This is a genomic window from Rhodococcus sp. IEGM 1341 (genome assembly GCF_030056895.1).
Taxonomy (GTDB): domain Bacteria; phylum Actinomycetota; class Actinomycetes; order Mycobacteriales; family Mycobacteriaceae; genus Rhodococcoides.
Map to the genome: position 1 here is coordinate 19,768 of NZ_JASHKV010000002.1, position 25,686 is coordinate 45,453.

Annotated in this window: 27 protein-coding genes; 14 read left to right on the top strand and 13 right to left on the bottom strand. The window is 65.5% G+C overall.

Features of this window, described 5'->3' with window-relative positions:
* Nucleotides 1-9 precede the first annotated feature (9 nt).
* Complete coding sequence (locus QM615_RS07235; RefSeq protein WP_149406769.1) at nucleotides 10-516, bottom strand: GNAT family N-acetyltransferase; 507 nt, start codon at nucleotides 514-516, stop codon at nucleotides 10-12.
* A gap of 32 nt (nucleotides 517-548) precedes the next feature.
* On the opposite strand from QM615_RS07235, the gene QM615_RS07240 reads away from it, so the two are divergent.
* A complete protein-coding gene (locus QM615_RS07240; protein WP_149406770.1) occupies nucleotides 549-1,499 on the top strand; it encodes a D-2-hydroxyacid dehydrogenase in 951 nt (316 codons plus the stop codon).
* Nucleotides 1,500-1,552: 53 nt separating this feature from the next.
* Nucleotides 1,553-1,996: an SRPBCC family protein gene (locus QM615_RS07245; RefSeq protein WP_082898666.1), complete on the top strand. Its 444-nt coding sequence runs from the start codon at nucleotides 1,553-1,555 to the stop codon at nucleotides 1,994-1,996.
* Here the strand turns inward: QM615_RS07245 and QM615_RS07250 are convergent.
* Complete coding sequence (locus QM615_RS07250; protein ID WP_149406771.1) at nucleotides 1,993-3,243, bottom strand: Nramp family divalent metal transporter; 1,251 nt, start codon at nucleotides 3,241-3,243, stop codon at nucleotides 1,993-1,995. The genes QM615_RS07245 and QM615_RS07250 overlap by 4 nt on opposite strands.
* 97 nt (nucleotides 3,244-3,340) lie before the next feature.
* On the opposite strand from QM615_RS07250, the gene QM615_RS07255 reads away from it, so the two are divergent.
* The gene (locus QM615_RS07255) at nucleotides 3,341-4,102 is read left to right on the top strand and encodes a class I SAM-dependent methyltransferase (RefSeq protein ID WP_149406772.1); all 762 of its coding nucleotides are present in this window, start codon (nucleotides 3,341-3,343) and stop codon (nucleotides 4,100-4,102) included.
* Here QM615_RS07255 and lppU read toward each other — a convergent pair.
* Together lppU and QM615_RS07265 are read right to left on the bottom strand one after the other, a co-directional pair.
* A complete protein-coding gene (gene lppU / locus QM615_RS07260; RefSeq protein WP_188078723.1) occupies nucleotides 4,099-4,725 on the bottom strand; it encodes an LppU family putative lipoprotein in 627 nt (208 codons plus the stop codon). The two genes, QM615_RS07255 and lppU, sit on opposite strands and share 4 nt — an antisense overlap.
* A gap of 96 nt (nucleotides 4,726-4,821) precedes the next feature.
* Nucleotides 4,822-6,066 carry a molybdopterin-dependent oxidoreductase gene (locus QM615_RS07265; protein WP_149407066.1) on the bottom strand — a complete coding sequence of 415 codons (1,245 nt, stop codon included), beginning with the start codon at nucleotides 6,064-6,066 and terminating at the stop codon, nucleotides 4,822-4,824.
* Nucleotides 6,067-6,302: 236 nt separating this feature from the next.
* Between QM615_RS07265 and QM615_RS07270 the strand changes: the two genes are divergently transcribed.
* Genes QM615_RS07270 through QM615_RS07280 form a run of 3 tightly spaced genes read left to right on the top strand, consistent with a single transcriptional unit; the run spans nucleotide 6,303 to nucleotide 9,931 of the window.
* Complete coding sequence (locus QM615_RS07270) at nucleotides 6,303-7,586, top strand: HNH endonuclease (protein WP_188078724.1); 1,284 nt, start codon at nucleotides 6,303-6,305, stop codon at nucleotides 7,584-7,586.
* 60 nt (nucleotides 7,587-7,646) lie between these two features.
* A complete protein-coding gene (locus QM615_RS07275; RefSeq protein WP_149406775.1) occupies nucleotides 7,647-8,945 on the top strand; it encodes a lipase family protein in 1,299 nt (432 codons plus the stop codon).
* A 14-nt stretch (nucleotides 8,946-8,959) separates the two neighbouring features.
* Nucleotides 8,960-9,931 (top strand): endonuclease/exonuclease/phosphatase family protein, encoded by a 972-nt coding sequence (locus tag QM615_RS07280; RefSeq protein WP_149406776.1) that lies wholly within the window; start codon nucleotides 8,960-8,962, stop codon nucleotides 9,929-9,931.
* A 15-nt stretch (nucleotides 9,932-9,946) separates the two neighbouring features.
* On the opposite strand, the gene QM615_RS07285 is transcribed toward QM615_RS07280, so the two are convergent.
* The 7 genes from QM615_RS07285 to QM615_RS07315 are packed head-to-tail and all read right to left on the bottom strand — an operon-like array spanning nucleotide 9,947 to nucleotide 12,696.
* Complete coding sequence (locus QM615_RS07285; RefSeq protein WP_094638315.1) at nucleotides 9,947-10,525, bottom strand: hypothetical protein; 579 nt, start codon at nucleotides 10,523-10,525, stop codon at nucleotides 9,947-9,949.
* The gene (locus tag QM615_RS07290; RefSeq protein WP_149406777.1) at nucleotides 10,522-11,064 is read right to left on the bottom strand and encodes a DUF6286 domain-containing protein; all 543 of its coding nucleotides are present in this window, start codon (nucleotides 11,062-11,064) and stop codon (nucleotides 10,522-10,524) included. Before QM615_RS07290 ends, QM615_RS07285 begins: the two co-directional genes overlap by 4 nt.
* A complete protein-coding gene (locus QM615_RS07295; RefSeq protein ID WP_068049453.1) occupies nucleotides 11,061-11,441 on the bottom strand; it encodes an Asp23/Gls24 family envelope stress response protein in 381 nt (126 codons plus the stop codon). Before QM615_RS07295 ends, QM615_RS07290 begins: the two co-directional genes overlap by 4 nt.
* On the bottom strand, nucleotides 11,434-11,613 hold the full coding sequence (locus tag QM615_RS07300) for a hypothetical protein (protein WP_027495126.1): 180 nt from the start codon (nucleotides 11,611-11,613) through the stop codon (nucleotides 11,434-11,436). The genes QM615_RS07295 and QM615_RS07300 overlap by 8 nt, the downstream gene beginning before the upstream one ends.
* 15 nt (nucleotides 11,614-11,628) lie before the next feature.
* Entirely contained in the window at nucleotides 11,629-11,913 is a 285-nt protein-coding gene (locus QM615_RS07305; protein WP_149406778.1) for a hypothetical protein, read from the bottom strand.
* A gap of 4 nt (nucleotides 11,914-11,917) precedes the next feature.
* Nucleotides 11,918-12,193, bottom strand: coding sequence for an Asp23/Gls24 family envelope stress response protein (locus tag QM615_RS07310; protein WP_068049455.1), 276 nt, complete (start codon nucleotides 12,191-12,193; stop codon nucleotides 11,918-11,920).
* A gap of 11 nt (nucleotides 12,194-12,204) precedes the next feature.
* A complete protein-coding gene (locus QM615_RS07315; RefSeq protein ID WP_068049443.1) occupies nucleotides 12,205-12,696 on the bottom strand; it encodes an Asp23/Gls24 family envelope stress response protein in 492 nt (163 codons plus the stop codon).
* Nucleotides 12,697-12,854: 158 nt separating this feature from the next.
* Between QM615_RS07315 and QM615_RS07320 the strand changes: the two genes are divergently transcribed.
* From QM615_RS07320 to QM615_RS07355, 8 genes are all read left to right on the top strand, one after another.
* Nucleotides 12,855-13,433, top strand: a complete 579-nt coding sequence (locus QM615_RS07320; protein ID WP_068049456.1) for an RNA polymerase sigma factor — start codon at nucleotides 12,855-12,857, stop codon at nucleotides 13,431-13,433.
* A complete protein-coding gene (locus QM615_RS07325) occupies nucleotides 13,418-13,876 on the top strand; it encodes a hypothetical protein (protein WP_149406779.1) in 459 nt (152 codons plus the stop codon). The genes QM615_RS07320 and QM615_RS07325 overlap by 16 nt, the downstream gene beginning before the upstream one ends.
* An 89-nt stretch (nucleotides 13,877-13,965) precedes the next feature.
* Complete coding sequence (locus QM615_RS07330; RefSeq protein ID WP_082898670.1) at nucleotides 13,966-14,049, top strand: potassium-transporting ATPase subunit F; 84 nt, start codon at nucleotides 13,966-13,968, stop codon at nucleotides 14,047-14,049.
* Between the two features lie 7 nt (nucleotides 14,050-14,056).
* Nucleotides 14,057-15,721, top strand: coding sequence for a potassium-transporting ATPase subunit KdpA (gene kdpA, locus QM615_RS07335; RefSeq protein WP_149406780.1), 1,665 nt, complete (start codon nucleotides 14,057-14,059; stop codon nucleotides 15,719-15,721).
* The gene (gene kdpB / locus QM615_RS07340; protein WP_149406781.1) at nucleotides 15,718-17,718 is read left to right on the top strand and encodes a potassium-transporting ATPase subunit KdpB; all 2,001 of its coding nucleotides are present in this window, start codon (nucleotides 15,718-15,720) and stop codon (nucleotides 17,716-17,718) included. The genes kdpA and kdpB overlap by 4 nt, the downstream gene beginning before the upstream one ends.
* Before the next feature lie 2 nt (nucleotides 17,719-17,720).
* Complete coding sequence (locus QM615_RS07345; protein WP_149406782.1) at nucleotides 17,721-18,377, top strand: potassium-transporting ATPase subunit C; 657 nt, start codon at nucleotides 17,721-17,723, stop codon at nucleotides 18,375-18,377.
* Nucleotides 18,361-20,814, top strand: coding sequence for a DUF4118 domain-containing protein (locus QM615_RS07350; protein WP_149406783.1), 2,454 nt, complete (start codon nucleotides 18,361-18,363; stop codon nucleotides 20,812-20,814). Before QM615_RS07345 ends, QM615_RS07350 begins: the two co-directional genes overlap by 17 nt.
* Nucleotides 20,811-21,488: a response regulator gene (locus QM615_RS07355; protein WP_149406784.1), complete on the top strand. Its 678-nt coding sequence runs from the start codon at nucleotides 20,811-20,813 to the stop codon at nucleotides 21,486-21,488. Before QM615_RS07350 ends, QM615_RS07355 begins: the two co-directional genes overlap by 4 nt.
* Here QM615_RS07355 and ggt read toward each other — a convergent pair.
* Complete coding sequence (gene ggt, locus QM615_RS07360) at nucleotides 21,485-23,407, bottom strand: gamma-glutamyltransferase (RefSeq protein WP_410482252.1); 1,923 nt, start codon at nucleotides 23,405-23,407, stop codon at nucleotides 21,485-21,487. The genes QM615_RS07355 and ggt overlap by 4 nt on opposite strands.
* A gap of 30 nt (nucleotides 23,408-23,437) precedes the next feature.
* Complete coding sequence (locus QM615_RS07365) at nucleotides 23,438-25,669, bottom strand: putative bifunctional diguanylate cyclase/phosphodiesterase (RefSeq protein ID WP_149406786.1); 2,232 nt, start codon at nucleotides 25,667-25,669, stop codon at nucleotides 23,438-23,440.
* Between the last annotated feature and the right edge of the window lie 17 nt (nucleotides 25,670-25,686).

Below are 25,686 nucleotides of genomic sequence, written 5' to 3' on the forward strand. Positions count from 1 at the left end.
GACGAGACACTACCGATCGTTCGGCTTCTCGAACAGGGCAACGCTGAACCATGCACTGCCCTCGGCGAACTCGCGGCGGCCGACGTAGCTGAACCCCTGATTCAGGTAGTAGCTGCGCAACGCGTCGTTGGTCTCGGCGCAGTCCAGACGCAGCAACGAGCGTCCTTCCCGGCGGGTCTGCTCCGACGCCCACTCGAGCAGTGACGCACCGAGGCCGGTCCCGGCCTCGCTTCTGTCGATCACCAATCCGTGTACGTAGCAGGCCAGTTCGTCCTGCTCGGGCCAGATGGTCGGGTCGGATCCGATCAAGCGCAGTGCTCCGACTATCGGGCCGCCGGGATCGCGTCGGGCGACGTAGAACTCTCCTGCCTCGATCTGCGCTGCGACAGTGCCGAGGGGCACCTCGCGTGGCGTCCACTGATCGATCCCTCGATCCGAGAGCCAGTCCTCGGCTGCGTGCCGGAGGCCGAGTATCGTTGCCGCGTCGGCGGCAGTTGCGGGTTCCACGGTGAGCACGGTGCCATGGTACGGAGGTGGCGAGTTCTGTGGTGAACGTGCTTGTGGTCGAGAGCGGTTCGGACCGGCGTTCCTTCCCCCTGATCGATGGAGTCGACTTCCGAAGCTGCCTGATGGACGAACTCGCCGACGCGGTGTCGTGGGCCGAGGTGCTGCTGTTCCGGACCTTCGAGACTGCCGATCTGCGGGGCGTGTGGCCCGGTGCCGAGAATCTTCGCTGGATCCACGCGTCGAGTGCCGGAGTCGATCGACTGCTGGATCCGGTTCTGCGCGAGAGCCCGTGGATGCTGACCAATTCCGGTGGCATCCTCGACCGGGCCATCGCCGAGTACGTCGCAGCCGGCATTCTGGCGTCGGTCAAGAAGTTGCCCCGGGCGCTTGCTCGGCAGCGCGAGCGGGTGTGGGAGCACAGAGTTACCAGCGGGATTCACGGTCGCGCCGCTCTCGTCGTCGGTCCCGGTTCGATCGGACGCGAAATCGCCCGGATGCTCGGAACACTCGGTATGCGCGTCGAGGCCGCGGCAACGTCCGAGCGACCGGGCGATTCGGAGTTCTCGCGGATCCGAAACTTTCGAGAATTGCCCTCGTATGCAGGCGAATACGACGTGATCGTGTTGGCGACACCGCTGACCGATGCCTCGCGCGGACTCGTCGACGCGGCGGTGCTGGGGGCCATGCGTTTCGATGCAGGCCTGGTCAACATCGCCCGCGGTCCCGTCGTCGACGAGCAGGCCCTGTGCGATGCCCTGGGATCCGGAGGGATCGGGTGGGCCGTGTTGGACGTGTTCGAGGTCGAACCATTGCCGGACACGAGCCCGCTGTGGGACATGGACAACGTCATCCTGACCGCGCATCTGGCGGGCGACTCCGACGATTTCGCGGAGCGTCTGTGGGCGCTGTTCGAGGACAACCTGCAGCGGTACGTCCGTGGTTCGGAATTGGTCAACGTGGTGGATATGCAGGCGGGATACGTGCGCCGCTGAAACGGACCGCCAAAGTATGCGTAACACGCCGTAGCATGTACTAGGGTGCACGAGTGCGTGAAATCAATCGTTCGGCCGTGGCATCGACCAGTCGTGATGCGGCATTCGCTTACATGGACGACTTCAGAAACGTCCCGCAGTGGATGTTCGGCATCACCCGGTTCGAGCCGAGGAGCGACATCCTGTCCGGTCTCGGAGCCACGTACGACGCGACGATGCAGATCGGTCCGAAGGCTCTCACCTCTGTTGTGCACGTGACCGAATGGGTCCACAACGAGAGGCTCACGCTCGAATCGGTCGAGGGCCTGTCCAACTCGTCCACGTGGTCGTTCTCCGACACGGCAGACGGCGGTACCCGTCTGGATGTGGTGTTCCGCTACAGCCTTCCCGGCGGAATTGCAGGCAAGGTGCTCGGCGCTGTGGTCGAACCCGTTGTGGGTCAGGCGATCAAGCACACGGAGTCGACGCTGCGCGCCCGCCTGGAAGCGGCCGACTAATACACGTACTTGTCGAGTGCGTCCAAGACCTGGTCGACGGCGAGCCACGCGAACAGGAATGCGCAGACACCCAGCGTCAGGTTGGTGAACCAGCCGTTGCGCCACTGCTGTGGCACCCGATCGCTGTTGAGCAAAATCAACAGCGTCACCGCCAGGAACGGCATGAACACCGCCCCGAGGACGCCGTACGCGAGCACGAGTCCGATAGGTTGGTCCAGCCACAGCAGCGCCATCGGCGGGAACGTCAACCATGCGACGTACCAGCGGAAGTACTTACCGCCCACGCGTGTTTCGGGGTGGCCCTGTTCGAGCCCCTTCAGATTGCCGACGAAGTCCGCGAACATCAGGCTCACTCCGTTCCACACCCCGATCAGGGACGAGAACGACGCGGACCAGAATCCGATGAGGAACACGTACCCGAACACCGTGCCGTAGCGCTCGGCGAGCACGTCGGAGAGTTGAATCAGGCCCTGATCGCCGGTGGAGATCGCGATCTGCGACGAGTACAGCAGTTCGGCACCGACGATGAGCATGGCGAGGACGAAGATGCCGGAGATGACGTAGGCCATCGAATTGTCGATGCGCATGACGCGCATGAATTTCGGTGTGATCCAGCCTTTCTCGCGCAGCCAGTAGCCGTATGCGGCGAGCGTGATGGTGCCGCCGACGCCACCTGCGAGGCCGAGGACGTACACGATGGAGCCGTCGGGAATGGTGGGGACGATGCCTTTGACGATCGCGGGAACGTTCGGAACTGCTACTACCGCAGCGCCGATCACGGTCACGAACATGATGCCCACGAAGACGGTGATGATCTTCTCGAAGAACCCGTAGCTACCGAGCCAGATCAACGCGAACCCGAGGAGCCCGGACGCGATGGCGACAACCTTCAGATCCAGGGCCGGGAACAGCGCGACGATCGGCAACGCGCTCGACGACATCGCCGCAGCACCATAGACGAATACCCAGATCACGATGTACGGCGCGAAATAGACCGTCGTCCACTTACCCAGCGAACGCCAGCCCTGAAAGATCGTGTTGCCCGACGCCAAGGTGTACCGGCCGGCACCTTCCACCAGAACGACTTTCATGACGACGCCGACGATGATGACCCAGAGCAGTGCGTAGCCGTAGCGCGAACCGGCCACCAGAGTCGCGACTAGGTCGGCAGCCCCGATGCCGGTTGCGGCGACCACGAGTCCGGGGCCGACCACCTTCCATTTCGGAGGTGCAGTGGTCTCGGTCATCGGTTCTCCTCGTGCGCCGGGGGTTGCTCAGTGACCTGTCTCACTCTTTACGAAACGTACGGTTCCTGGCAAGTCAGCGCTCGGTACCGTCGATACGGTGACCGACGGACAGCAGTCATCACGTGCACTGAGCTTCGGCAAGGTTGCCGAGAATTACGACCGGGCCCGTCCCGGCTACCCCGCCGAGTTGTACGCGGACATCATGACCGGCGACGGGCTGCGAGTGCTCGAGGCAGGAGCAGGCACCGGCAAAGCCACCGTTGCGTTGGCTGAACTCGGCGCGTCCATTGTTGCGGTGGAACCGGATCCGGCTATGGCAGAGCTGGTTCGGCGGCGCACCGAGAACCGCGACGTCGAAGTGCAGGTGTCACGGTTCGAGGAGTGCGTCGTCCCGGCGACGTCTTTCGATGTTGTGGTGGCCGCGCAAGCCTGGCATTGGGTGAACCACGAGCGGGGCGCTGCGGTGGCAGCCCGTGCGTTGGTTCCCGGCGGTGCCCTTCGGTTGTGGTGGAACATGCCGGGCGACCTAGAGGGCCCGGCATGGGAAGCGGTCAGGGCGGCCTACGACGCAACCGAGCCCGAAGTGGCCCACCTGTTGGTGCGTTCTCTCGGTGCGCAACCGGAGTCGAACGTGCCCCGCGCTGCCGGCTTCGGTCCGTGGACTACCTCGACATACGAATGGGTTCAGCGCTATTCCGCAGATGAATTCTGCGCCATGGCCGCCACGTACTCGAGCCATCTCGTCCTGGACGACCGGCGCCGTGCCGAGGTCCTGAACGCGGTGCACGAGGCGATCACCCGCCACGGCCACGTCGACTACCACTACGTCACACAGATGGTAACGGCGCAGCGCGACTAGGAGACCGTCGTGGTGCAGACGACGAATTGCCTTGAATCGTAGGCGAATCCACCCTCGGGGCATTCGTTGGGATCGGCGGTACCGGTCTTGATCTCGGTGACCTGTTCGACGTCGGTCGCGGTGGGGTCGTTGCAGTCGACTCGTGAGGGCTCGTCCATACCGACGGTGGGCACGCTCATGCAGCCGTCGACGACCCAGTCGACGTCGAGGCACAGTGCCCCCTGCTCCACACCGTCGAGTGTCTCGTAGTAGGTCTGATTCACGTCGGTGGGGCACTGCTCGTTCTGCTCGGCCTTGGCGATGACCTTGTAGTTCGATTCCATGCTGCCGCATTCGGCGTTCTCGATGGTGGCGGCCGTCATCGTTCCGCCGAGTTGGACGCATTGACCGATCTCGACGTCGATGTCGGTGGAGCCGCCGGCGTCGATGCCTTCCTGGCCGGATACGTCATCGGTGGTGCCGGCCGCGGCGGACGTGGAGGACGAGGTGGTGGTGTCTGCGGCAACGGCATTGCCCGATTCGGACGACGAGCATCCTGCGGCGAACAGCAGCGTGAGCGCTGCACCTGCGGCGAGGAGGCCTCTGGAGAAAGCAAGCATCGTGGCATGACCTTCGGAACTCATCGAGGCGAGAGAACACACACTCGTCGGCAGCCCCACGGGCCACCGAAGAAAGATTCTTTACCATTCACGGAGGTTTGAAAAGCGCACAGCCGGAAGTCACGAACGGAACACGATGGTGGCAACCCATTTGGTGTTGTGGACGCCCGGAAGAGCGGGAACGATCACGCGCGCGGGAAATCCGTGATCGAGCGAGAGATCCACGCCGTTGACTTGCAACGCGAGCAACGAATCCGGATGGCTCGCTTGATTTCCCTGTAGTACCGCGCGCGTGAATGCACCGTTCTGCTCGAGCGAAGTGACCTCGGCCGATCGCGGTGCGGGTACGCCTGCGAGCGCGGCGAGTTCGGCCAACGGGACGCCGGTCCACGCCTGCGTGGTCGACCATCCTTCTACGCACGCGATCGGAAGTTCGGCAGTGCGCTGCGGCATCGACAGCAGCCTGCCCCGAGAGAGCACCACCGGGACGGCGTCGTCGGCTGCGCTGCTGATCGTCAGTTGCCAGTCGGGCCCGGTCTGCGCCTCGGTGATCCCCGCAGCTTCGGCGGTTCGGTTGATCTGGAAGTCGTTGGGGCCGTCACCGTACGAGCGTCCGCGAGGCAGCAGAATCGCAGCCTTGCGCAGCACTCCTCCGAGCGTCTGGCCGACGGTCAACACAGCGACGAAACCCATTCCGGCGGCGACCAATCCGATGGCACCGCGCCGACTCATGGTCGACGGGGGGCTGTCGTCGCTCTGCTGGTCCGGAGCTTCGTTGCGGGCCCGCAACACGTCCATCAGTGACTCGGACCTCAGGGTGCGCCACATCAGCGGAACCTTGAGACCGAGGTGCACGAGAAATCCGGAGATGAACACCCAGGCACCGAAGTAGTGAGCGGCGTAGAAGTCGAAACCGAACACGTAGTCGTACTGGATGTTGAGGACGCCGGTGACGATCTCGAACAGCAGGCCACCGACCAATGCCAACAGCGACAGTCGTTCGAGCGCATGTGCCGGCGATCGGACCGGTGGTAGTTCGACGAGCTTGGGCATCACCGACCACAGTTTGGCGATGACGAGCGGCACGATGATCAGGCCCAACCCCACGTGCAGGCCCTGGGTGAGTTGGTACAGCCAGGCAGGGTCGGTGGGCCAGTCGAAGTACGGCAACCGCAGCCACCCGACGGCTCCGGGTCTGGCCTGGCCGAACTGTGGTCCATAGGCGCTGTACGAGAGCAGCCCCGTCACCGTGATGATCGGCAGCGCGACGAGCAGCACCGCACCGAACAGCGACGTCAACCACGTGCTGCGCAGCGGACTGCGAAAGCGCGCGAGAGGATTGCGGACGTCGGCCATGTAGGGCATTCGCTGCCCAGTCGATGCCGGATGCCTCGTGGCCTGCTCGGGTACCGGCGGGTCGTCGCTCACGTGCGTCTACCGCCCTTCGCTCGGAACCAGCATCCGGTGTCAGTATCGGGCCGGACAGCGAGAAAGCAAGCCCGGAACGTCCCCGCGGGGACGCGTCGGACCTCGTCGAGAAGTTCTTGTCGGTACCGCGTCGTACGCTCCGTCGAACATGCATTCGATGAATGGGGGCGTTCATGAGCGACATGCAAGAGACTGGATCCGAGGCGGGACGGATCGAGACGAGAGAAATCGAGACCGAGATCTGCGCTCTGGCCGGTCAGATCGCTGCGGCGTCGGCGCAGTATCTGATTCTGGTGGGTGAGTTCGATGCTCGACGCGGATGGGCGGGATGGGAAGTGCGGTCCTGTGCGCACTGGTTGTCGTGGCGTGCGGGAGTCGACCTGCACACGGCCCGTGAGCAGGTACGGGTGGCCAAGGCGATGCGGGAGTTGCCGCTGATCACCTCGGCGTACCTGAGCGGCACGGTTTCCTACTCGAAGGTCCGGGCGATGACGAGGGTGGCCACGGTCGACAACGAGGCGTCGCTGCTGCAGAAGGCGCTCGATGCACCCGCCGCCCACATCGAGCGTCTGTGCCGTGGCCTGAAGAAAGCGATGCGTCCGACCAGGGGTAACGGAGTCGATGCCGATCCGTCCGTGGGGCGGTGGCGCTGGGACGAGGACGACGGCTCGCTCGTGCTGACGGCGCGCTTTCGGCCCGAGGACGGCAAGCGGTTTCTGGCTGCATTGACCAGGGCGGAGTACGAGCGCACCCGAACCGAGGGCGAATCCGAGGGTGACCGGGCGGCTCCGGCACCGTCGAACCCGGTGCCGGCGATGATTGCCATGGCCGAGATGGTCTGTGCCGGAATGGATTCACCGGTGGTCTCACCGGCGGCGGAAGTGTTGGTCCACCTCGGCGGCATCGACGAGGCGGGTCACGATCATGCCCATTTCGACGACGGCCCGGGTCTGGACGACGAAACGTTGGCTCAGGTGCTGTGTTCTGCGGTCATGCGGACGGTCGGTCACGGCCGCCTCGGCAAGACTGTGCGGTGGAGTTCGACTGCCAAAGCGCCGAGCCGAACCCAATTGCGGCAGTTGATCATTCGGGATCGATGCTGCACGGTGCCCGGGTGTGGGCGCACTCGATTTCTGCATGCCCATCACGTCACCTACCGCTCACGGGGAGGCAAGACCACGCTCGACAACCTGGTCCTGCTGTGCGGCGAACACCATCGAGCGCTGCACGACGGCTACTTCTTCATCGAAGCCCTCGACGATCAACGCTTCTCGTTTCACCATCCTTCGGGAATAGAGATGATTCACGCGCCGACGATGTCCGGCGACGCGGACGAACTCCGGCGGCGACACGATTGCATCGCGCCCGACGCCATCGTCCCGAACTGGGGTGGGGAGGGCCTCGACCTCAGCTACGCGACCGACGTCCTGATCACCAATTGGCAGCAGGCTGCATGAAATGGAGTCGTTGAGGGCAAGTTAGTGTGACGGCGAGACTCGGACAAGAAGCGGTGGGACATGAGCGTCGACAGATCGATAGAGGACGAACAGCCCTGGCCGGTGGAACGAGCACCGAGCCGGAGTGACGCGACCAGGCCGGAGGACGACGCCTTCTACGCCGCGCCCGATGGGTACGAAGCGGCTCCACCGGGGACGATTCTCAAGGTGCGTCCGGTCGAGGTCGCGATGTTCGGTCGTGTGCGCCAGCGAGTCGACGCGTGGCAGCTGCTCTATCGCACCGCTGATCTCGGCGGGTATCCCCAGGCCAGCGTCACGACGGTGCTGCGCCCGCGGGACGCGGAGCCGGTACTTCTGTCTTATCAGTGTGCGATCGACGGCGTCGCGTCCTCGTGCTTCCCGTCCTACGCGCTTCGGCGTGGCTCGCGGGCGTTCGGCGCAGTTCCACAGTTCGAGTTCCTGCTGGTACTGCACGCCTTGCGACGAGGGTGGACCATCTCGATCCCGGATCACGAGGGACCCGACGGCCACTGGGGTTCGCCGCAGGAACCCGGGTTCTGCACGCTCGACGCCATCCGCGCGGCGTTGTCGTTCGAGCCGCTCGAATTGAACGACAGCACGCCGGTCGCGCTGTGGGGCTACTCGGGCGGCGGGCTCGCCACATCCTGGGCGGCGGAGATGGCACCGGAATACGCACCGGAGATCGAGCTGGTCGGTGCCGCGCTCGGCTCCCCCGTCGGAGATCCGGGTTCGGCGTTCACCCGGCTCAATGCGACGCTGCACGCAGCATTGCCGACACTGGTGGTGGCCGGCCTGCGGCGGACCTACCCCGAGCTCGATCGGGTCATCCGTCAGCACGTCAACGAGGACGGAATGCGCATTCTCGATTCCGTGGAGTCGATGACGACAGTGCGCGCCGTGACCAAACTGGCCAGGCACGACCTGGACCACTACATCGACGTTCCGCTGGCCGATCTGTTGGCACTGCCCGAGATCGTGCAGGTGTTCCTGGATATTCAGCCCGGGCGCACCGCCCCGACGGCACCGCTGCTGGTCATTCAGTCGGTGCACGATCAGATCATCGCCGTCGACGACGTCGACGGACAGGTGGATCGGTACATCGAGGCCGGAGCTCACGTGACCTATCTGCGGGATCGGCTGAGCGAGCACCTGTCGCTGCACCCGATCGGTGCGCCGCTTACCTTGGACTGGTTGTCCGATCGATTCGCCGGAGTGCCGGTCGAGGAACCGTCGACACGAACGGTGTGGTCCATTGCGTTCTCGTTCGCGGCGGTTCGCGGTTTGTTGTCGATGACCTGGACGACCATCCGAGCGTTGGTCGGCGGCGTGCGAGCGTAGCTACTCTAGGGCGGATGCAGCGAACCTGGATACGAATACTCACCGGCTCGATCGCCATTCTGGGCATCGCTATTGGGCTCGTGGCACTGGGCATCTACTACACCGACACCCGGGTCAACGTCCTGATCGCGCTCGCGTCGTTCGTTCCGCTGATGTTCATCGCCGTGGTGGTCGGTGCCCTGGTGGCGTTGATCGGTAGGCGCTGGGTTCTGGCGGGAGTCTCCGCACTGGTTCTCGCTGCAGGCGCAGTGGCCTACGCACCGCTCTACGTGGCGGACGCGGCACCGGAGGACGCGACGGGCAGCGAGGGCGTGCGGTTGCGCGTCATGCAGGCGAATCTGATGATCGGGCTGGCCGATCCCATTGCTGTGGTCGGTCAGGCCCGCGACAGTGCCGTCGATGTCGTCACGATCCAGGAACTGACCGACGCGTCGGTGGTCGGTCTCCGTGACGCCGGTATGGACGAACTCTTTCCCTACAGCTACCTCGAGCCGCACGTGACCGGCGGCGGCGGAGCCGGAATCTACAGCCGATTCCCGATCTCGGACAACCGGCAGCTCAACGGATACGGCCCGGTCAATCTCGCCACCGAGGTCGAGGTCCCCGGTTCCGAGCCGGTCACGCTGCTGGCCGTGCATCCCGGTCCCGCCTACATCACCCCGGCGGATATCTGGACCGCTGAATTGGACACACTGCGAAACGATTTGGAGGCGGTGGCAGGCACCGGCCGGGTGATCGTCAGCGGGGACTTCAACACCACGTACTCGCACAAGAAGTTCCGCAACCTGCTCGACGTCGGATACTCGGACGCCGCAGCACAATTGGGCAAGGGCCTGATCCCGACCTATCCCACGGACAAGGGCACGCCCGCTGTCGTCGGGATCGACCACATCCTCACCAACTCCGGTCATGCCCGGTCGCTGGAAAGAATCGATCTCCCCGGATCGGACCATCACGGCCTGATCGGGGAGATCGAATTCTCCTGAGCGTGCGAGCGGAACTCAGCTGACGCGAACGGACTGCTTTCGAGACTTTCCGCACTGCAACAGGATTCGCACTGCGGCGGGAGTGCCGTCCAGTGACGTCACGATGTCGTTGCGCGTCTGTGCCGCGACCGCGGAAACCTTGTCGAGTGTCGTCACGGCCGGGTCGATGGTCGCGGTGATCTCGACGACCCGCTGACCGCGGTCCGACACCGATCGGCCGTGTGCCGACACGACGCCCTCGTGAGCTGCCAGGGACTTGGCAGCACTCTTGGCGGCGGTGGTCAGATCGACACTGAGCCTGCCGTCGACATCCGAGTCCGCAGTGGACGAGAACGCGACGGTGCCGACCGAACGGCGGGGCAGGTGCGCGAGCAGCCACCACAATCCGAGAAGTACGAGAACGATCGCGGCTGCTCCGAGAGCCCAGGGCCACCAGCCGGCGTCGACGGTGGTGTCGACGAACGCGGCATCGATGCGCTCGCGGCCCGGGAACTGGCCACGTTCCCACGCGATTGCTCCGCCGCCGAGGGCGATCAGTGCGAGTCCGACGACCGCTGTACTGGTTCGGTCGACCGAGGCAGTTGCGCGTTTCACGATGGTTGTCCTGTCGTTCGCACTCGCGTGCGGACTTTCGGTGCCGGCGCGAGTGGGCGGAGAGCGTCGTCGACGGAGGTGACGATCGACGATTTCAGCGCTGCGGTGTCGGTGCCCGTCACGGTCGACGCGGCGACGGTGACCTTCTTGTTGCCGGCCTTGGCCGTCGCGGAGTCGACTCCGGCGTTGTCGAGAGCGGCGGTGCGGGCAACAGCGGCGACGTCACCCTTGCGGAGCCAGACGTCCGGCTCGGTGAGGGCACGATGGGTCCGCCGGCGAGGCTTGACGGCGAGGAGGACGAGGATGAATCCGACGACGACGGCGGCGATCCCGCCCGGCAACATCCAACTCTGCGCGGTGAGCCCGTCCAGGTTCGTGGCAGCGGGGCCGACCCACTCGGGGCCGTCGATGGCACCCAGGTTCAGCAACGCTTCTCGGCCGAGGACCACACCGGCTCCGATGAGGACGAGTGCGAAGAGGATTGCGGGTACGGCTGCGGCGGGGTTGGCTACCGGCTTCTTCGTCGCTTTCGCGGTCATTGCACTCTCCCTTCTTCGACGGTGGCTTCGGCGGGTACGCATTGGACGGTGACGTCGACTCGATCGACGGTGTAGATACCCAGCTCGGACAGATCCCGGGCCACGGCGGCACGAACGTCAGCGGCCACCTTCGCCAGCGGCGATGGCCAGGTGACCGCCACCGCGACCTGGGCGCGAACGCGCGAGCCGTTGATCGTCACGTCGGCCTTGGGTAGGTCACGCCCACCGAGGACGCGTAGGCCCGGCTGAGGATCGGCAACGGCGTCGGTGCTGCGGGCAGCGAGTACTGCCAGGCGCTCGACGGCCTTGTGCTTGATCTCCAGTGATCCGCGTTCGCCGGCGTCCTCGGGGGTGTCGGTCGCAGCTGTCTCAGTCACGACCGCGACCACGCATGATCGAGTTCAGGTCCAGTTCGCCGTCGATGTAGCGGCCGACGAAGAATCCGAGGCCACCGAGAACGATGGCGATGAGGAAGCCGGTGAAGCCGCCTGCCGCTGCGGCGATGGCCAGCAGAAGTCCCACGAACAAACCGATGGTTGCAGTGGTCATGGTCTTGATCTCCACTCAGAGTTCGAAGTAGTTGCGCCTGGTGACGCGTTTGCGGATACGAGCGATCCGCTTGGGAAGTGTGCGTAGCGGGGACGGAATCGAGGACGCACGGAATGCCGTCGGTGTGCTCGCTGCGTTGACAGGGGCCGAGGGCAGCACCGCGAATCTTCGGTCGACATCGGCGAGTGCGGCCATGTACCGGGCCGGGTCGCCGCCGATGTCGGGGTGGTGTTCGCGTGCCACAGCGCGCCGAGCCGCCTTGTACTCGGCGGCTCGGTCGTACGCTGCGTGCTGGTTCACCTGGTCAGACTCGCACAATGTCCTCGACGGTGACGTGCACGGGCCCGTCGACCATCGTCGCCACTGTGCGTCGTACTGCATCGGCCGTCTCGCGGACTGCGACACCGAACTCCAGCGATACGTGGACCTCGGTCCCGTCCTCACCGATTCGGATGCCAGCGATACGACGCCCGGGCAGATACGTAGCGGCCTCACCGAACATGCCGCCGTGCAGCCCGACGACACCGTCGATCGCCAGTACGGCGTCGGCGATGTCCTCGGACCTGTCACGTTCCGTCATGTGCGGGTCGGTCACTGCACTCGGGTGGTGGCGGGCTCGCTGGTGGTGTCCTCGTCGTCCGAGCCGTCGTCGAGGTAGATGTCGTGAACGACGATGTTGACCTCGGTGACCTCGAGGCCGGTCATGCGCTCGACGGCGTTGATGACGTTGCGACGGATGCCTGCTGCGAGGTCTGCGATGGAGACGCCGTAGTCGGCGACGATGTCGATGTCGACCGCTGCCTGACGCTCGCCGACCTCGACCGACACGCCCTGCGACTGGTTGACGCGGGCACCGGGGATGCGCTCGCGGAGAGCGCCGATTGCGCGGCTGGCTCCGCCGCCGACGGCGTGCACTCCCTGGACCTCACGGGTGGCGATGCCGGCGATCTTGGAGACGACGGTATCGGCAATGGTGGTGCGGCCCTGCGAGCTGACGAGCACGGAGTCCGACTTGGTGGTGATGTCGGTCTTTCCTTCGCCTGCTGCGGATACGGTTGCCTTGGTGTCCGTCGTGGAGCTCATGAATGCCTCTCTTCGTTGTGTGTCTTCGGTGCAGAGTGTGTGACAGGAGTTGGTCGTAGCTCGATCGGTGAAACGCACGTCCGGATAAAGTGACCTACGTCATAGATTACGTCTACTGGTAAACCGGTATCGAAAGACTTGCGTGATCGATGACCACGATGAAGCGAACTGGGGGCCCGATGGAGTGGGTTGACGCGTCGGACCGCGTTCTCGTCGGCGCTGCGGCGCTGGGCGAGACCGATGCGTTCGAGGAGATCGTCCGGCGCTACGGCCCGGAGATGTTCCGCTACGCGCGCAACATGCTGTCCGATCAAGGTGCCGCCGAGGAGGTGGTGCAGGACGCATTTGTGGCAGCGTGGAAGGGCCTCGACAATTTCCGTGGGGACTCGGCTCTGCGAACATGGTTGTTCTCGTTGGTCTCGCACAAGGTGATCGACCATCGCCGCAAGCGCAGCGTTCCACCCGCCGAAGATTGGTTGTTCGAGCGCAAGAGCACCGGCGCGGGCAGCAATCCCGAGGCCGATGTCGAGGCCGACAGCTTCATGACCGAGCTGGGCGTCGCGCTCTCGGAGCTGCCCTACCGCCAGCGGGCCTGTTGGTTGCTTCGCGAGGTCGAGGGCCTGACGCATCCCGAGATCGGCGCGATCATGACGTTGTCCGCAGGCGCAGTACGTGGTCAGTTGACCAGAGCACGAGCAACATTGAGCGAAAGGTTGGCAACATGGCGAACCCAGTAGAGCCGGATTCGGTTCTCGCGCGTGCTGCCACCGAACTTCGGGACGCACCGCAGGAACCGAATTGGGTGGACATCAGCGCGTCCATCCTCACGAAAGTACGCAACACCACCAGGCGTACGTGGCCCATCGACAGCGCGTATCCGCTCGGCTCCACGGCAGGATCGGCGGACTCGCTGCGCATCAGCGATCACATCGTCAAGACGACGCTCCGGCGTGCACTCGCAGGTGTACGCGGCGCGCAGCCGACCGAGATCGACCTCGACCTCGACGACCATGCCTGTATCGGCCTGTTCGTCGCGGTGATCGGGGTGTACGGCGACGACCTGCAGGCCGCGGGAGACGAGCTCGCGACCATCGCGATCGACACCGTGTCGGATCTGCTGGGCACCACCCTCGGTCGCGATGTCGTGGAGATCCGCGTCGACGACATCGAGGAGCGCTGACGTAAAAACTGCGTCATGACCGCTGGTCGACGGCGTAAGAAAGCGTAAGGAACGCGGCTCGGCTCGGTAGCGGGATTCAGGATCGAGCAATGACCGAATTGCTCTGTCTCGTGGTTGCCGCATGTGTTGCGGTGTACCTGTTCGTCGCTCTCCTCGATCCGGAGAGGTTCTGACGCCGCCATGAATCCTGCTCTTGTCGCGGGCCTGCAGATCGCGGTGGTGATCGTCGTGCTGGCTGCGGCGTACGTACCGCTCGGCGACTACATGGCCCGAGTGTTCGACTCCTCCCACGACACGCGCGTCGAGCGTCTGCTCTATCGGGTGGCTCGGGTGAACTCCGCCTCCGAGCAGACGTGGGTGGGCTATTCCACCAGTCTGCTGGGGTTCTCGTTCGCCGGCGTCGTGTTCCTGTTCGTACTGCAGCGAATTCAGGGTGTGCTGCCGCTGAACGGGGGCCTGTCCGGGGTCAGCCCGGCGATGGCGTTCAACACCGCCGCGTCGTTCGTCACCAACACCAACTGGCAGTCGTACGTCCCCGAGACCACGCTGTCGAACCTGACGCAGCCGCTGGGCCTCGCGGTGCAGAACTTCGTCTCTGCCGCAGTCGGTCTCGCGGTTGCGATCGCCGTCATCCGTGGCTTCGTGCGTGTCTCCACCGGCGGTGAGCTCGGCAACTTCTGGGTCGACCTCACTCGCGGGACACTGCGCATTCTGTTGCCGCTGGCGCTGCTGGTGGCCGTGATCATGCTGACTCAGGGCACCATCATGTCGTTCTCGACCGGGTTCACCTCCACCGGACTGGACGGGCAGACGGTCACCAATGCGCTTGCGCCCGTTGCCTCTCAGGAGGCCATCAAGGAAATCGGCACCAACGGCGGCGGCATCCTCGCAGCCAACTCCGCGCATCCTTTCGAGAACCCGACCCCACTGACCAACATCGTCCAGATCATCTCGCTGCTGTTGATTCCGGTCGCGCTCACCCGCACGTTCGGCACCATGGTCGGCAACCGCAAGCAGGGTCTGACGCTGCTGGCGGTCATGGCGACGCTCTGGGCCACGCTGTTGGCGGTCACGCTGTTCGCCGAGTCCGGAACCCGTGGCGTCGCAGCAACCGCCGCGGGCGCGATGATGGAAGGCAAGGAAGTCCGCTTCGGCATTCCGGCGTCGGCGTTGTTCGCCGTGTCCACCACCGGAACATCCACCGGCGCAGTCAATTCCGCCCACGACAGTATGTCTGCACTCGGTGGCGGAACAGTACTGCTGAACATGCTGTTCGGCGAGATCGCTCCCGGCGGCGTCGGCACCGGCCTGTACGGATTGCTCGTGCTCGCGGTCATCGCCGTGTTCGTCGGTGGCCTGCTCGTCGGCCGCACTCCGGAATTCCTCGGCAAGAAGCTGGGTCGACGCGCCATCACGATGGCCGCGCTGTCGGTACTGGTGATGCCGATCCTCGTGCTCGTCGGCACGTCCATCACCGTGATTCTCGAATCGACGACGAGCTATCAGGGCAATCCCGGTATCCACGGCTTCACCGAGGTGCTCTACGCCTACGCGTCGGCCTCCAACAACAACGGCAGCGCCTTCGGTGGACTGACAGTGACCAGCGACTGGTTCCAGATCTCCCTCGGTGTCGCGATGCTGCTCGGCCGCTTCCTGCCGATCGTCTTCGTGCTGGCACTGGCCGGATCGCTGGCGACCACCAAACGCAGCGCACCCAACGCAGGCACCCTCCCCACCGACGGGCCGCTGTTCGGCACATTGCTGATCGGCACCGCGATTCTCGTCGCCGCCCTCACGTTCTTCCCCGCACTTGCTCTCGGACCCATAGCAGAGGCCATGCAATGAACCTGTCACTGAGAACGGCCGTCCCCGGCGCGTTCCGCAAACTCGACCCGAGGCACCTGGCCCGCAACCCGGTCATGTTCGTCGTCTTCCTCGGCTCCATCGTCACCAACATCCTCTCGATCGCCCAGCCGTCGGTGTTCGCCTGGTTCGTCACCGGATGGCTGTGGTTCACGGTGCTGTTCGCCAACCTCGCCGAATCCGTTGCCGAGGGCCGCGGCAAGGCCCAGGCCGCCAGCCTGCGAAAGGTCAAGCAGGACAATGTTGCCCGACGTTGCACCGCATCCGGAGTGGAAGAGGTCGCCGGTGCCGAATTGCTAGTCGGCGACGAGGTGATCGTCTCGGCAGGTGAGGTCATACCCGGTGACGGCGACGTCATCGAGGGCATCGCCACCGTCGACGAGTCGGCGATCACCGGAGAATCGGCTCCCGTGGTGCGCGAGTCCGGCGGCGACCGATCGGCGGTGACCGGCGGAACCATCGTGCTCTCGGACGAGATCGTCGTGAAAATCACTGCAGCGCAGGGTGAGACGTTCGTCGATCGAATGATCGCACTCGTCGAGGGCGCGGCTCGGCAGAAGACGCCGAACGAGATCGCCCTGAACATCCTGCTCGCGTCCCTGACGATCGTGTTCCTCTTCGCCGTCGTCGCCATCGGTCCGATGTCGAACTACGCAGGGCAGCAGCAGGATCCGATCCAGCTGATCGCACTGTTGGTCTGTCTGATCCCCACCACGATCGGCGCGCTGCTCTCGGCGATCGGCATCGCGGGCATGGACCGACTGGTGCAACGCAACGTGCTGGCGATGTCCGGACGCGCAGTTGAGGCGGCAGGCGACATCGACACGTTGCTGATGGACAAGACCGGCACCATCACGTTCGGTAATCGCCGTGCGACCGGACTGCACCCGGCTACGGGCGTCGACGCCGTCGAACTGGCTCGGGCAGCCCGACTGTCCTCACTCGCCGACGGCACCCCCGAGGGCCGCAGCATCGTCGAACTGGTCGAGCGTGACTTCGAATCTGCAACGGCAGAAGGCGAATCCGAGCGCGGTGAGTTCGTGGCCTTCACGGCGCAAACTCGGATGAGTGGGTTGGACCTACCGGGCATGGAGATTCGCAAGGGTGCAGCGGATTCGGTCTACGGCTGGATTCGTGAGGGTGGCGGGACGGCAGATCTCGACGCCACCGTGCACGACATTGCCCAGAACGGCGGTACGCCGCTGGTGGTGGCGGTACGCGAGACCGGTTCTGCTGCTCGTGCTCTCGGTGTCGTGGAGCTCTCCGACGTGGTCAAGCCGGGCATCGCCGAGCGGTTCGCACAGCTGCGCGCCATGGGAATTCGGACGGTCATGGTGACCGGCGACAACCCGCTCACCGCCAAGGCCATCGCCGCCGAGGCCGGGGTCGACGATTACCTCGCCGAGGCCACTCCTGAGGACAAGCTCACGCTGATCCGGCAGGAACAGGAGGGCGGCAGGCTGGTCGCGATGACCGGCGACGGGACCAACGACGCCCCGGCTCTCGCCCAGGCCGACGTCGGTGTCGCGATGAACACCGGCACGTCTGCCGCCAAGGAAGCCGGCAACATGGTCGACCTCGATTCCGACCCGACCAAGTTGATCGAGATCGTCGAGATCGGCAAGCAGCTCCTGATCACCCGCGGTGCGCTGACGACGTTCTCGCTGGCCAACGATCTGGCGAAGTACTTCGCGATTCTGCCGGCGATGTTCTCCACCGTCTATCCGCAGCTCGGTGGGCTCAACATCATGCGTCTGGCGACGCCGGAATCGGCGATCCTGTCTGCGGTGATCTTCAATGCGTTGGTGATCGTCGCACTGATCCCGTTGGCGCTCAAGGGTGTTCGCTACACCCCGGCGTCGGCGGCAGCATTGCTGCGCCGGAACCTGCTGGTGTACGGCGTCGGCGGCGTCATCAGCCCGTTCGTCGGCATCTGGCTCATCGACCTCCTCGTTCGACACATTCCAGGGATTGGCTGATCATGCGCTTCGTACAGGGATTTCTTCGCCAGGTCGTGGCCGGCTTCGCAGTGCTGCTGGCATTGACGGTCGTTCTCGGCATCGGCTACCCGGCCGTGGTCTGGGGCATCAGCCGTATCGGGACCGACTCCGCCGAGGGTTCGCCGCTGCGCGACGCTCGGGGCTGCGTCGTCGGAAGCTCGTTGATCGGCGTCGATCCGCAGGTGGCTCCGGGAGAGCCGGATCCGTTCTTCCACACCCGCGTCACCGGCTCGGTGTCCGACGACGACGCGTTCGCTCCGGGGGATCCGGCGGCGGCGCTGCCGACCAACCAGGGGCCGTCGAGCGAGGTGCTGGCGTCGTTCGTCGAGCAGCGCCGCGCTGCCATCGCGGCCCGGGAGAACGTCGATCCGGCTGCGGTACCGGCCGATGCCGTCACCGGGTCCGGTTCGGGGATCGATCCCGACATCAGCCCCGCCTACGCGGCCATCCAGATCGCGCGAGTCGCTCAGGCAAACGGGGCGTCGGTGAGCGACGTCGAGGCTCTGGTCGCGGAGTACACGCACGGGCCGCAGTACGGTGTACTCGGTGCCGAAGCGGTGAACGTTCCGGAGTTGAACCTGGCACTACGGGACACATACCGGCCGGGTGAGGAGACAGGCTGTGGCGGACAGGGGTGAGCTGCGGATCTACCTCGGCGCAGCGCCCGGCGTCGGCAAGACCTTCGCCATGCTCGGCGAGGCGCATCGACTGCGCAGCCGGGGCTGCGACGTCGTGGCGGCGGTCGTCGAGACACACGGCCGAGCGCGAACGATCGACGCGCTCGACGGCATCGAAGTGCTGCCGATGGCGACCGTCGAGTACCGCGGGTCCTCGGCGCAGGAACTCGATCTCGACGCCGTCCTGGCCCGAAAGCCGCAGGTGGTGCTCGTCGACGAACTGGCGCACACCAACACCCCCGGCAGCGTGCACGGCAAGCGGTGGCAGGACGTCGAAGTGCTGCTCGACGCAGGCATCGACGTCATCTCCACCCTCAACGTCCAGCATCTCGAATCGCTCAACGACGTGGTGCAGCAGATCACCGGAGTGCCGCAGCGAGAGACTGTGCCCGACAGCGTCGTTCGAGCCGCTGACGAGGTCGAGTTGGTCGACATCACCCCCGAGGCGCTGCGCAGCAGATTGCGGCACGGCAACGTCTACGCCGCCGAGAAGGTCGACGCCGCACTGAGCAACTACTTCCGCGGTGGCAACCTCACCGCCCTGCGCGAGCTCGCGCTGCTGTGGATCGCCGATCAGGTCGACGCGGCACTGGTGAAGTACCGCAAGGACAATCGCATCACCGACACGTGGGAGGCCCGCGAGCGAGTGGTGGTCGCGGTGACCGGTGGCCCGGAATCGGAGACGTTGCTGCGCCGCGCCAGTCGCATCGCCTCGAAGTCCAGTGCGGAGCTGATGGTGCTGCACATCGTCCGCGGCGACGGGCTCATGGGTGTCTCGGCACCGCAGATGGGTTCGGTGCGCAAGCTGGCCGCCGGGCTGGGTGCCAGCGTGCACAGTGTCGTCGGCGACGACGTGCCGACCACGCTGCTCGACTTCGCCCGCGGGGTGAATGCGACGCAGCTGGTGATCGGCACCTCGAGACGGTCACGTGCCGCCCGCATCCTCGACGAGGGCATCGGCGCGGCAGTGGTGCAGAACTCGGGAAAGATCGACGTACACATGGTCACCCACGCCGAGCAGGCCACCCGCAGGGGCATGCAGGTCGATTCGGGTCGTCGACGGATCATCGCGTGGGTCGCCGCCGTCCTGGTGCCGTGCCTGGCAGCGGCCGTACTGAGCACGGTCGGACCGGACTTCGACTCCAGCGGTGAGAGCGCCCTGTTCTTCATGGTGGTGCTCTGTGTCGCGCTGCTGGGAGGGGTTGCGCCGGCGGCACTCTCGGCATTGATCGCGGGTTTCCTGCTCAACTACTTCTTCACCACACCCCGGTACAGCCTGACGATCGCCGAGCCCGACAACTTCGTCGTCACCGTCGTGCTGCTCCTCGTCGCCGTTGCCGTCGCCGCCCTCGTCGACGCCGCCGCCCGGCGGACGCGTCAGGCACGCCGGGCCACCCAGGAAGCCGAGCTGCTGACGCTGTTCGCCGGATCGGTACTCCGCGGAGCGGATCTGACCGCACTCCTCGAACGCGCCCGTGAGACCTATCGGCAGACAGGCGTTGCGCTGTGGGACAACCAGTCCGGATCCATCGTGGGCAGCGCAGGTGCGCAGGCCCCGGTCGATCGAGCCGCAGCCGACACCGAGGTCGACGCCGGTGACTTCACGTTGCTGCTCGTCGGCGAACGCACACACGCGCACGATCGGCGGGTACTCGCGGCGGTGGCCAACCAAGCGGCCGGCATGGTCCGTCAGGCGCGTCTTGCCGAGGAAGCCAGCCGAGCCAACGCGCTCGCCGAGGCCGACGCGTTGCGTCGAGCATTGCTCTCCGCCGTCAGCCACGATCTGCGGACGCCACTGTCGGCGGTCAAAGCGGCGTCTTCGTCGCTGCGCAGCACCGACGTGCAATTCTCGCCCGAGGACACCGACGAATTGCTGGCCACCATCGACGAATCGGCCGATCAGTTGACCGCGCTGGTGAGCAATCTGCTCGATTCCTCGCGGCTGCAGGCGGGCGTGGTTCAGCCGACTCTGCGACCCGTTTACGTCGACGACGTGTTGGGCGGCGCATTGATCGGAGCCGACGATCGGGTTCGAGTGGACGTGGGCGATGTCGAAGTGCTGGCGGACCCGGGTCTGCTCGAGCGGGTGCTGGCGAACCTGGTGAACAACAGTGCCCGCTACGCACCCACCGGGGACATCATCGTCAGTGCGGCGGTGCACGACGAGTGGGCGAGTATCTCCGTCGCCGACCACGGCCCCGGCATCACCGAGGGAGCCGAGGAGACGATGTTCGACGCGTTCCAGCGCCTCGGGGATCGCGACAACTCGGTGGGCGTCGGGCTCGGGTTGTCGGTGGTGCGAGGATTCGTGCGGGCGATGGGCGGTACCGTCACGGCATCGAACACCGTGGGCGGCGGGCTGACGATGACGGTCGAGTTGAAGGCGGCGAGTAGGTGAAGGTGCGGGTGCTCGTCGTCGACGACGAGCCGCAGATCGTGCGGGCGCTGCGGATCAACCTCAATGTCCGTGGGTTCGAGGTGGTCAGCGCGGCGAATGGCGGAGAGGCGCTGCGGGTGGCCGCGAACTTCCACCCGGACATCGTGATTCTCGACCTCGGGCTGCCCGACATCGACGGAATCGACGTCATCGCCGGTCTGCGCGGCTGGACCGACGTACCGATCCTGGTGCTCTCGGCTCGCACCGATTCGGCCGATACCGTCGAGGCACTCGACGCCGGTGCCGACGACTTCGTCACCAAGCCCTTCGGCATGGACGAGTTGCTGGCCCGATTGCGCGCCGCGCTGCGCCGTGGACCGCACTCCGTCGCCGACCCCGTTGTCGTCACCGAGGACTTCACCGTCGATCTCGCCGCCAAAACCGTTGTACGGCAGGGCGAGAACGTGCACCTGACCCGCACCGAATGGGGGGTTCTCGAACTGCTCGTGCGCAACGAGGGCAAGCTGGTGTCGCAGAAGGACATACTGCGTACCGTGTGGGGACCCGGGCATGAGCGTGAAACACATTACCTGCGGATCTATCTCGGCCAACTGCGGCAGAAGCTCGAACGAGATCCGGCCTCCCCGGTGCATCTGATCACCGAAACCGGTATGGGCTACCGGTTCGTGAGTTAACCGCCCAGTACCTCACCCTCGCGGCGTGGGTCCGCTCCCCCGATCCAACCTCCGTCGGTTCGTTGCAGCGCACTCAGTCCGCTGGACTGGTCGGCGACCGACACCTGGTGGCCCATCTCGCGGAGCTGCACGACCACCGGATCGTTCTCGCCCATCACGTTCGGGTGCTCACCGCCGTAGTTGGTCGACGGGGTGTTGGCCGCACCGAAGTCGACCATCGACACCGCCTGCTGCGGATCCATACCCCAATCGAGCAGTCCCACCAGTGTTTTGACGACGAACTGGATGATCACCGAACCGCCGGGAGAGCCGGCGACGAGCGCCAGATCTCCGCGCGTGCCGTCGGCGTTTCGGTCGAAGACCAGGGTCGGTGCCATCGAACTACGCGGACGCTTCCCCGGCTCGACGCGATTGGCGACCGGCGTACCGTCCTCGGCCACCGGCGATGCCGAGAAGTCGGTGAGCTGATTGTTGAGCAGGAAGCCGTCGACCATGTGGAACGAGCCGAAGGCCGACTCGACGGTCGTCGTCATCGAGGCTGCATTGCCCTGGCTGTCGACGACGGAAATGTGGCTGGTGCCGAACTCGGGATCGGTGGACGAGGCGAACTGCACCGGGCCGAAGTCGCCGGGCTGCGCTGTGCCCATGGATCTGCCCTCGTCGATCAGTCCCGCTCGCTCACTGAGGTATTCGGGATCGAGCAGTGCATCGGGGGATCCGCCGGGCAGTGGTACGAAGTCCGGATCGGCGACGTACTTGTCGCGGTCGGCGTAGGCCAAGCGCTCGGCCTCGGCGATCAGGTGCACGCCCTCGGCCGTCGGGGTTCCGCCGTTGGCGTCCATTCCCGTCGGGGCGTACTGCGCGAGATCGAAATTCGACAGAATCCCCATCGCCGACGCCACCGCGATACCGCCCGAGGACGGGCCGGGCATACCGCAGACGTCGTGGTCGCGATACTCGGTGCAGACGGCCGTGCGGGTCTTGGGCTCGTACGCGGCGAGATCCTCCAGCGTGATCTGTCCGGGGGTACGGCCGGCGGTGGTGTCCGCGGTCGCGTCGACGATGGCCTGTGCGATGTCACCGGTGTAGAAGGCGTCTGCACCGTCGGTTGCGATGGCGGAGAGCGTCTTCGACATCGCCGGGTTGTTCAGCACCGTCCCGGCAGGCTTGCCGGTGCCGTCCGGCTGCAGGAAGTAGTCCTTGGACGCGGGGTCGAGGGCGAGCTTCGGCGCCGAGTCGGCAATGGACGATGCCATGCGCGGGCTGATCTCGATTCCGTTGTCGGCGAGACCGATTGCGGGGTCGAACAGCTCACCCCACTGCTTGGTGCCGTGATCGTCGTGGGCTTGCTCGAGCATCCGCAGCACCCCGGGGACGCCGATCGATCGGCCGCTCGAACGGGCATCGGGTTGCGGCAGAGTGCGATCGACGTCGTCGATGTATCGCAGGTAGTCGCCGGTCGCACTCATCGGGGCGGTCTCGCGGCCGTCGTAGCTCTGTACTTCACCGGTGGCCGCGTCGTAGTACATCAGGAAGGCCCCGCCGCCGATGCCGGAGGACTGCGGCTCGACGAGGCCGAGCACCGTCTGCGCCACGATCAGCGCGTCGGCCGCGGTGCCACCGTCACGCAGGACCGCGCACGCGGCCTCGGTGGAGACCGGGTTGGCCGTCGAGACGGAGTACGAGGCCGTCTCCACCGGAGCCATGTCGGATCGATACCCGGTCGCCACTTCGGGATTGGTGGAGATGTCACCCGAACTCGCACTCGGCGTCCCCTCTACCGGGGTGCCGCCGCTGGCACCGAGAACACAGCTGTTCTCGGTTGCAGGGTCGGGATCGGTGCTCTCGCTGCTACTGCACGCGGCGAGCGGCACCAGCAGTAGGGCACACGCAAGGACAGTCGAGCGGTGCACTCCGATTACAGACACCGCCCGACGCTAACACCCGGCTCACCTGCCGGCACGGGTCTCGGCAGATTCGAGAAGCCAATGCGCGACAGGTGCCGGTCTACCGAACAGAAAGCCCTGCGCGAAGCGGCATTCGAGAGCCTCGATGATCGCGGCCTGCTCCTCGGTCTCGACGCCCTCGGCGACCGTGGCCACCGGCAGCGCCGACGCCATGGCGACGATCGCGCGAATCAGCTGCGTGTCGGATTCCGAAGTGCCGATCTGGTGGACGAACGACTTGTCGATCTTGAGCAGTGCGATCGGCATCGCGCGCAGCCTGCTCAACGAGGAGTAGCCGATACCGAAGTCGTCGAGAACGATGAGCACACCCATCGCGGCGAGTCGGTCGAGAACGCTTTTCGCCGTACCCATGTCGTCGATCAGCACGCTCTCGGTGATCTCGAGGGCCAGATCTGCTCCGTCGAGGCCGTACGTGTCGAGCAGTCGCGCGACGATCACCGGCAACGAATCGTCACGCAACTGCATCGGGGACACGTTCACCGACATGGTGACGTCCTGCCCGTTGGAACGCAGTGTCACCAGATCCGACATCGCAGTGCGCAGCACCCATTCGCCGATTTCCTTGATGAGGTTGGTCGATTCGGCAATCGGGATGAACTCGTTGGGGGTACGCACTCGCCCCTGCCAGTTCCAGCGCAGGAGTGCCTCGTAGACGACGGTGGTGCGTGAGGTGGTCTCGATGATCGGCTGGTAGTACACCTCGAGCTCGCCGCGTCTGATCGCGCCGCGCAGCGCGGTGGCGGTCTCGATCGCGGATGTCGCTCGGGCCCGCAGGGATTCGTCGAAGAACGCGTAGCGCGCCGCGCCGAGAGATTTCGCGTGATACATCGCGGTGTCGGCTTCGCGGATGGCGTCGTGCAGTCGGTCCGCGTCTGCGATTCCCACCGAGGCCGTGACGTATGCCGTTGCGGCGCTCAGAGGGAACGGCTCGTTCGTCCGATCGATGATGCGGCGGGCCAACGCTTCTGCTCCGCCGCGATCGCGGCGGGTCAACACGACGAACTCGTCACCGGCGTACCTGACCACGGTGTCGGCGGCACCGACGGCGGCGCGGATGCGTCGCGCTGCGGCCACGATGAGTTCGTCGCCGACGCGGTGACCGTACGAGTCGTTGACCATCTTGAAGTTGTCGAGGTCGACGAACAGGACGCACGTGCGCCCCGGAGTCTGGGTGCGCTCGAGCCGGGTGAACTCCTCGTCGAGCATCGTGCGGTTCGGTAGGCCGGTCAACAGATCGTGAGCGGCCAGGTATTTCGCGTGCTCCTCGCCGACCTGCACTCGGGTCAGCGCGCGTTCGCCGCGCAGGAAGGCCCCCACCAGGATCGAGGCGAGCAACAGGGACCGCACGATCAGATCTCCGGTGGACACGGCCGAGCCCAGCAGCGGGACCGTGGCGCAGACGACCAGCAGCGTCACCACGAACACGACGCGGCGGCTGCTGTGCGCCGGTGCAGGAGTCTGCCGCTGGGAGACGGTGCGCATCGACGGATCCAGGGCGGCCATCGCCAGGGCGAGATACGCGAACAGGTAGATGCCGTCGAGCAATCCCGAGGACGGCGCGTCGTCGGTGGTGGCCGCGAAGGCGTATGAGATGTCGCCGACGAGTGTCGCGACGAGTGCTACCAGAGCCCACTGCAGCGCTGGGGTACGGGGTTTGGACGAGAACAGCAGGTAGGTGGTCAAGGTGATCAATGCCGCGTCGATCGCCGGATACAGCCCGTTGAACACCGTCGATGCCGACGAACGGGGAGATCCGAGGGCCGGAGAGATGAACAGCAACCACGACAGGAACAGGGTGCCGAGGAAGATCAGGCCGGCGTCGACGAGCGGAGTGATGTCGTCGATCGACCGGCGATCTCGAATCCACCGAGACAGTGCGTACCCGACGAGTGCGTACCCGGTCAGGGTGAACAGATCCGGTAGCAGCGGAAAAGAATGGTTCAGAGCGGTGGGATCGCTGCGGAGCGAGACCCCGAACATGAACAGCACCGAGGCACCGAACAGTGCCCACCAGCATCGAGAGTCGTCGGGACGGTATCTACGGATCGCGGCGCTGATGGCCAGTACCGATCCGACTGCGACGGTGGCCAGCACACCGGCCCGCACTCCGGCGTCGCCGAGAACGAAGACGGTGCCCGCGACGACGACCACGGCACCCAGACCGACGGTTCGTACGGTGTGCATGGCGAAGGGCGCAGCGACCTTCGTATTCATCGAAGGACCTACTTCCT